Below are 6,517 nucleotides of genomic sequence, written 5' to 3'. Positions count from 1 at the left end.
GAAATTCCATTTCCACGCAGTTGGCGAGCCTGTGCTGGTGTCCGTAAATATGACATTTAATGGTGCTTTTCCTGAGACTGTCGATCCCCCGAAGTTTGCAACAGGAAGTATTGGGGCTTTTACTGGGATAGAACCCATAAACTGCCCGAAGGCAACAGGATCTTTTCCTACAGGTACAGTGGCTACGACCTTGTTTGTTGCTGTGTCAATTACGGAGACGGTGCTGCTTTCTTCGTTCGCTACATATACCTTTGTTCCCGCCAGATTGATGGCAATTCCTAAAGGATAATCTCCTACAGGCACAGTGGCTGTAATCTTGTTTGTGGCTGTGTCAACTACAGAGACAGTGTTGTCCCCATAGTTCGTCACATATACCTTTGTTCCAGCCGGGTTGACCGCAACTCCCCAGGGGTAACTTCCTGCATTCACTGTGGCTGTAACCTTATTTGTAGCTGTGTCAACTACAGAAACATCGTACTCATTCGTCACATATACTTTTGTTCCAGCCGGGTTGACAGCAACTCCAGTAGGGACATTTCCTACAGGCACAGTGGCTGTAACCTTGTTTGTGACCGTGTCAACTACAGATATAGTGTTGTCGAGAGTGTTCACCACATATACCTTTGTTCCCGCCGGGTTGACTGCAACTCCACAAGGATAATTTCCTACAGGCACAGTGGCTGTAACCTTGTTGGTTGCAGTGTCAATTACAGAGACAGTACCACTGCCTTCGTTCGCCACATATACCTTTGTTCCCGCAGGGTTGACCGCAACTCCCCAAGGATGAGATCCTATCGGCACAGTGGCTGTAATCTTGTTTGTGGCTGTGTCAATTACAGAGACAGTGTCGCTGCCGTCGCTTGCCACATATACCTTTGTTCCAGCCGGGTTGACTGCAACTCCGTAAGGACTGGAGCCTATATCCACCGTGGCTGTAATCTTGTTTGTGGATGTATCAATTACAGAGACAGTAGTGCCTCCGCTGTTCGTAATATACGCATATGGCACTGCTTTTGAAGCAATTTGCGTAGTAGCTGCCGATGCAGTAGATAAAACAAAAATTAAAAATAAAACAATGGCTGTTGAGGCTAAAGCTACTGAATACAATTTTTCGTTCGTTTTCATGTATTCTACTCCTTTATCTTTCGTCCAACATTCGGCAGGGAACTGGTTCCCTTCTGAAGATGTTTAATGATAGTGTTCTGGAGGAAACACATTACTCCCCATACTAAACATTATTACAAAAATGGTTCGCTGCTCGTACAAATAGTAAGATTTTGGCCATATATTAACCAGTTTCAAATACAGTACAAATTTATGTGATGTCTAAAAGCACTATCCTGAGAAAGATCCAAATCTTAATGTCAACCTACCGAATATAGGTTTAAGTTATTCAGATCTGTTTAATGTGCTGTGGGTTATTCAAAAACTAGCATTGATTTTGCTGAACGTGGGCTGCAAAGATCTCTTCGCCTGAGATCAAGTATTCGCAATATTTACAAAAAATAGTGATTGATTTGTCCCCATATAAAGTACTTTATAAATATAATATATTTTTAATAATTGAACATTTGAAGCACAAAAACCAGTATATAAGACTTAATTAGTATATTTGTGAACAGGACAGTTGAAGGTTTAATACTGTTGATTTTTCAGTTCAGCGTTAAATGCTAAATTAGAATGCTTTAATTGTAAGTACAAATTGAGAATTTCAAACTAACTTAAAAAGAAGTTGAGAAACTCAAAGTTGAGAAACTCAATTTAGAGGATAAGGTGTTGAAAAACACGAATAAAAGTTACAATGAGAATTTGATTCTGAAAACATTAAGTATGTATTAACCAGAAGTCAATTGAGGCACCGGGATCTAAAAACTCATGGTGAAGATTCTAGTTACAGGGTTAAGGTCTGTTTCTATCACACTAGAGTAAACAGAATGTATGACAAAATCAGACCTTATGTTATCATTATCCTTTAGCCTTGATCTTTTTTCGTTTATTCAATCTAAGAGTTTATTTGCTTTTAGAATATATACCCGGTCTTGTATTTGTGGGTGTCACGGTTATATAATTTCTTAATGTTTTCGTACTGCTGCCTGCATCATTGGTTGCTTTAAGTGATACTGTATAGGTTCCTTCTACCAAATATCTATGTTTCGGATTCTGAGTTGTTGAAGTTGTTCCGTCTCCAAAACTCCATTTCCATTTAGTCGGTGTTCCTGTACTTTTGTCAGTAAAAGCAACAGTTAATGATGCTTTTCCAGAGGTAGGTGTCCCAGAAAATTTTGCTACAGGAGGAACCGATTTTGCTTGGAGAGGAACTATAAACTGCCCGAAAGCATCGGGAGAGCTTCCTACAGGCACGGTGGCTGTAACAGTATTCGTAGCTATGTCAATTACAGATACAGTGTCACTACCCTGGTTCGCAACACATATCTTTGTTCCTTCCGGATTAACTGCAACTCCGAAAGGACCGATTCCTACAGGCACAGTGGCTGTAACAGTATTTGTAGTTGTGTCAATTACAGAGACAGTGCTGCTTTCATAGTTCGCAACATATACCTTTGTTCCAGCCGGGTTAACTGCAACTCCCAAAGGCCAGCCTTCTACAGGCACAGTGGCTGTAACAGTATTTGTGGCTATGTCAATTACAGATACAGTTCCTTCCCCAGCGTTCGACACGTATGCCTTTGTTCCCGCCAGATTGACTGCAATTCCGAAAGGACTGCTTCCTACAGGTACAGTGGCTGTAAAGGTATTTGTAGCTGTGTCGATTACGGAGACACTGTTGCTTCCGAGGTTCGTCACATATATCTTTGTTCCCGCCGGGTTGACTGCAACTCCGTTAGGAGCGCTTCCTGCAGGCACAGTGGCTGTAACAGTATTTGTAGCTGCGTCAATTACAGAGACAACGTCGCTGCCCCGGTTCGTGACATATATCTGTGTTCCCTTAGGGTTGACTGCAACTCCAATAGGATAGCTTTCTACAGGCACAGTGGCTGTAAGGGTATTTGTAGCTGTGTCGATTACGGAGACAGTTCCCTCACCGGTCTCCACATGTTCCTTTGTTCCCTTTATTAGTGCCGGTTTTGCAATAATTGATTCTGAAAGGGCACTTTCATAGCTTCCGAGGTAAAAGTTCGCCACATATACCTTTGTGCCTGCCGGATTGACTGCAACTCCAGCAGGTTGACTTCCTGCAGATGCCGTGGCTGTAACAATGCTTGTGGCTGTGTCAATTACAGAGACTGTACTGCTAAACTCATTCGTAATATATGCATACGTCCCTGCAGACGAAGCACTTTGCTCAGTAGTTGCCGATGCCGTAAACGAAACGAAAATTAAAAATAAAATCAGAGCTGTTGATGTTAAAGCTGCTGAATGCAATTTTTTGTTAGTTTTCATTTATCCTGCTCCTTCATCTTTCGTTATTCTGACATTTCTTAATGTACTGTGGATTCTCCAAAACCTAGCATTGATTTTGCTGACAGTTGGTTGCAAAAATCTCTTTTCTTAAGAGCAAAATATTCTCAACATTTACTAAATATAAAGATAGATCTGTCCTTATATAAAGTACTTTCTACATTTAGCATATTTTTAGTATTAAGTATTTGATGTATAGAATAAAGTATAAAATAATTAAATAAGATATTTATTATTAGAACATTAGAAGGGTTATTGATATTGATTTTTCAATTAATCGTTGAGCCCTAAATAAAAATACTTCAATTGTAGGCACTGATTAAGAATTTCAAACGGACTTAAAAGAAGTTGAGAAACTAAATTGAGAAGGATAAGTTGTTGAAAAACACGGATTAAAACACAATGGGAATTTGATTCTAAAAACATTAAGTATGCATTAGTAAGAAAGCAATTGAAGCCGGGCGGCAAAAAAGTCTGGTGGAGATTCTGGGAAACTCATTTCCCCAAATTTTTAATGACTCTTCGCTGTTTTGTATGGGTTGAACATAATTGCATAGTGCGAAAGTTATCATGTCAGAACAATAACAATCGACCTTGCATGTGGGATCTAACAACAAATGTTTTTAAATATTAGATATTTCACTCTCACATTCAGAAAGAAAATATGAACTACCCACTCGAAGCAGCGAAGAACTTTTTGGTTGATCTGGTCAATAATTCCCCCACTCCTCTTTAAGCTTGACCTTTTTATTGTTTAATCAATTAAGACATTCACTTTTTGTTCACTTTAATATATTCAGACTTCATTGTCGTATTATTACCTGCAGCATTGGTTGCTGTAAGTGTTACTGTGTAATTTCCTGCTTTACTGTATATGTTTACAGGATTCTCAGCTTCTGAAGTGTTTCCATCTCCAAAACTCCATGTCCCTGAGGATGGGGATCCTTTACTCTTATCTTTGAATGTCACTGTTAATGGAGCTTTTCCTTTAGTAGGAGATGCCGAAAAAGCCGCAACTGGGGGGATCAGGACGTTTATATACTTCGATTTTGTTGCCATACTACTGCCCGCAGAATTATTTACTGTTAATTTAACAGTATAATTTCCGGCTTTACTATATACGTTGGCAGGATTTTGATCAGTTGAATTATTACCATCTCCAAAACTCCATTTCCATGAAGAGGGAGATCCTGTACTGGTATCGGTAAATGTCACTCCCAGTGGTGCTTTTCCATCAGTAAAAGACGCTATAAAGTTGGCATTTGGAGCTACCACACCATTTGTGACAGTTATATACTTCGATTTTGTTACCCTACTAATGCCCGCAGAATTATTTTCTGAGAACTTAACAGTGTATTTTCCAATTTTACTATATGTATATACTGGATTTTGATCAGTTGAATTATTACCATCTCCAAAACTCCATTTCCATGAAGTGGGAGATCCTGTACTGGTATCGGTAAAAGAGACAGTTAATGGCATGATTCCAGAAGTGACGTTGCTGCTGAAGTTTGCAACCGAAAATAATGGTTTTTCTACTGCTGGGTTCAATGCAACTCCACAAGGGCCACCTTCTACTTTCATCGTGGTTGTAACAGTATTTGTTGCCGTGTCGATTACAGAGACAGTGTTGCTTCCGTAGTTCGCTACACATACCTTTGTTCCATCCGGTGTGACTGCAACTCCTGCTGGCTTGCTTCCTACATTCACCGTGTCTGTTACATTGTTTGCAGTAGTGTCAATTACAGATACGGTACCGCCCCCGTTTTCGTACCAGTTCGTCATGTATAACTTTGTTCCTGCCGGATTGACTGCAACTCCTGCAGGCTTGCTTCCTACATTCACCGTGGCTGTGACATTGTTTGTAGCTGTGTCAATTACAGAGACAGTCCCGTCGTTAGAGTTCGCCACATATACCTTTGTTCCCGCCGGGTTGACAGCAACTCCCACAAGCTGTCCTGCTACATTCGATGTGGATGTAACATTATTTTCCATTTTAATTACCGAGATGATGTTGCTGACGATATTCACTATATATCCCTTTGTTCCTGCCGAATTGGCCGCACCTCCCGAAAGATATTTTCCTACATTTACCGTGGCTGTGACATTGTTTGTGGTAGTGTCAATTACAGAGACAGTCCCGTCGCCATCATTCGTCACGTATACTTTTAGTCCATCCGGGTCGACTGCAACCCCTTGGGAACCACTTCCTACATTCACCGTGGCTGTAACATTATTTGTGGCTGTATCGATTACGGAGACAGTTCCGTTATTACCGACTACATATACCTTTGTTCCCGCAGAGTTAACGGCAACTCCCGTAAGACCACTTTCGGTTCCTATATTCACAGTAGATATTACAGTGATTGTGCCTGTGTCAATTACAGAGACAGTCCCGTCGTTAGAGTTCGCCACATATACCTTTGTTCCATCCGGTGTGACTGCAACACCCCCTGGACCACTCCCTACAGGCACTGTGGTTGTTACATTGTTTGTTGCCATGTCAATTACAGAGATAGTATCGTTGGCGGAGTTCGTAATATATGCAAATGGCACTGCACCTGTGATACTCACCAGCATTAAAAGCACCAGCACCGGTATTCCGAAAGCTTTCATGAGGACACACCCTCTGTGTGTTTCATCGCATGTAATTTTTTTCAATTTAAGTCTCCCGTGTTTAAATTATCAATTATTATCAATAGAACTCATCTGTTTTTATTTGTACTCTGAGCCCATCCCAAAACCAGTTTTGTTTCCACATCAATAAGAGTTTCAGAACCATTTTTCGAATCAGAAGCTCGATTGATTATTTCCAAATTTGAGATTTAGTAACATGATTTGAAGTTTTGGGATCAGCTCTCTGACTGTTACATCAATCAAAAGTAAGAGAATAATAAAAGTCTTTTTAATTTTATTTAAAAAATATTAGTATTGTGAACTCCATGTCAATTTTTAAACCTTCTCTTTTGAATATTAAATAATAATTTTATAATTTAAGAGAATTTGTCTAAAAAGAAGGATCTGATTGAAGCGAATAAGCGTAGAAATACCAAGGAATTTCAGCACAAAAAGGTAGCGTACTAAAAGTTCTGTAAAA

At 39.9% G+C, this 6,517-nt stretch carries 3 protein-coding genes; all 3 read right to left on the bottom strand.

Translation table 11 applies throughout. The annotated features are described in order from the left end of the window. The coding region (locus tag RG963_RS16050; RefSeq protein WP_310577287.1) for a YncE family protein at positions 1-1,125 on the bottom strand (1,125 nt) is incomplete at its 3' end. 885 nt (positions 1,126-2,010) lie between these two features. Next, positions 2,011-3,402 (bottom strand): PKD domain-containing protein, encoded by a 1,392-nt coding sequence (locus tag RG963_RS16045; RefSeq protein WP_310577286.1) that lies wholly within the window; start codon positions 3,400-3,402, stop codon positions 2,011-2,013. A gap of 789 nt (positions 3,403-4,191) precedes the next feature. Beyond that, positions 4,192-6,081, bottom strand: coding sequence for a PKD domain-containing protein (locus RG963_RS16040; RefSeq protein ID WP_310577285.1), 1,890 nt, complete (start codon positions 6,079-6,081; stop codon positions 4,192-4,194). Positions 6,082-6,517 lie beyond the last annotated feature (436 nt).

Source organism: Methanosarcina baikalica (assembly GCF_031461075.1).
Classification (GTDB): Archaea; Halobacteriota; Methanosarcinia; order Methanosarcinales; family Methanosarcinaceae; genus Methanosarcina; species Methanosarcina baikalica.
The sequence above is the reverse complement of the archived record's forward strand: the minus strand, read 5'-3'. Positions and strand labels throughout refer to the sequence as shown.

Excerpts from the sequence above, each read along its gene's own strand:
- RG963_RS16045 (WP_310577286.1), bottom strand. The coding sequence starts at position 3,402 with ATGAAAACTAACAAAAAATTGCATTCAGCAGCTTTAACATCAACAGCT.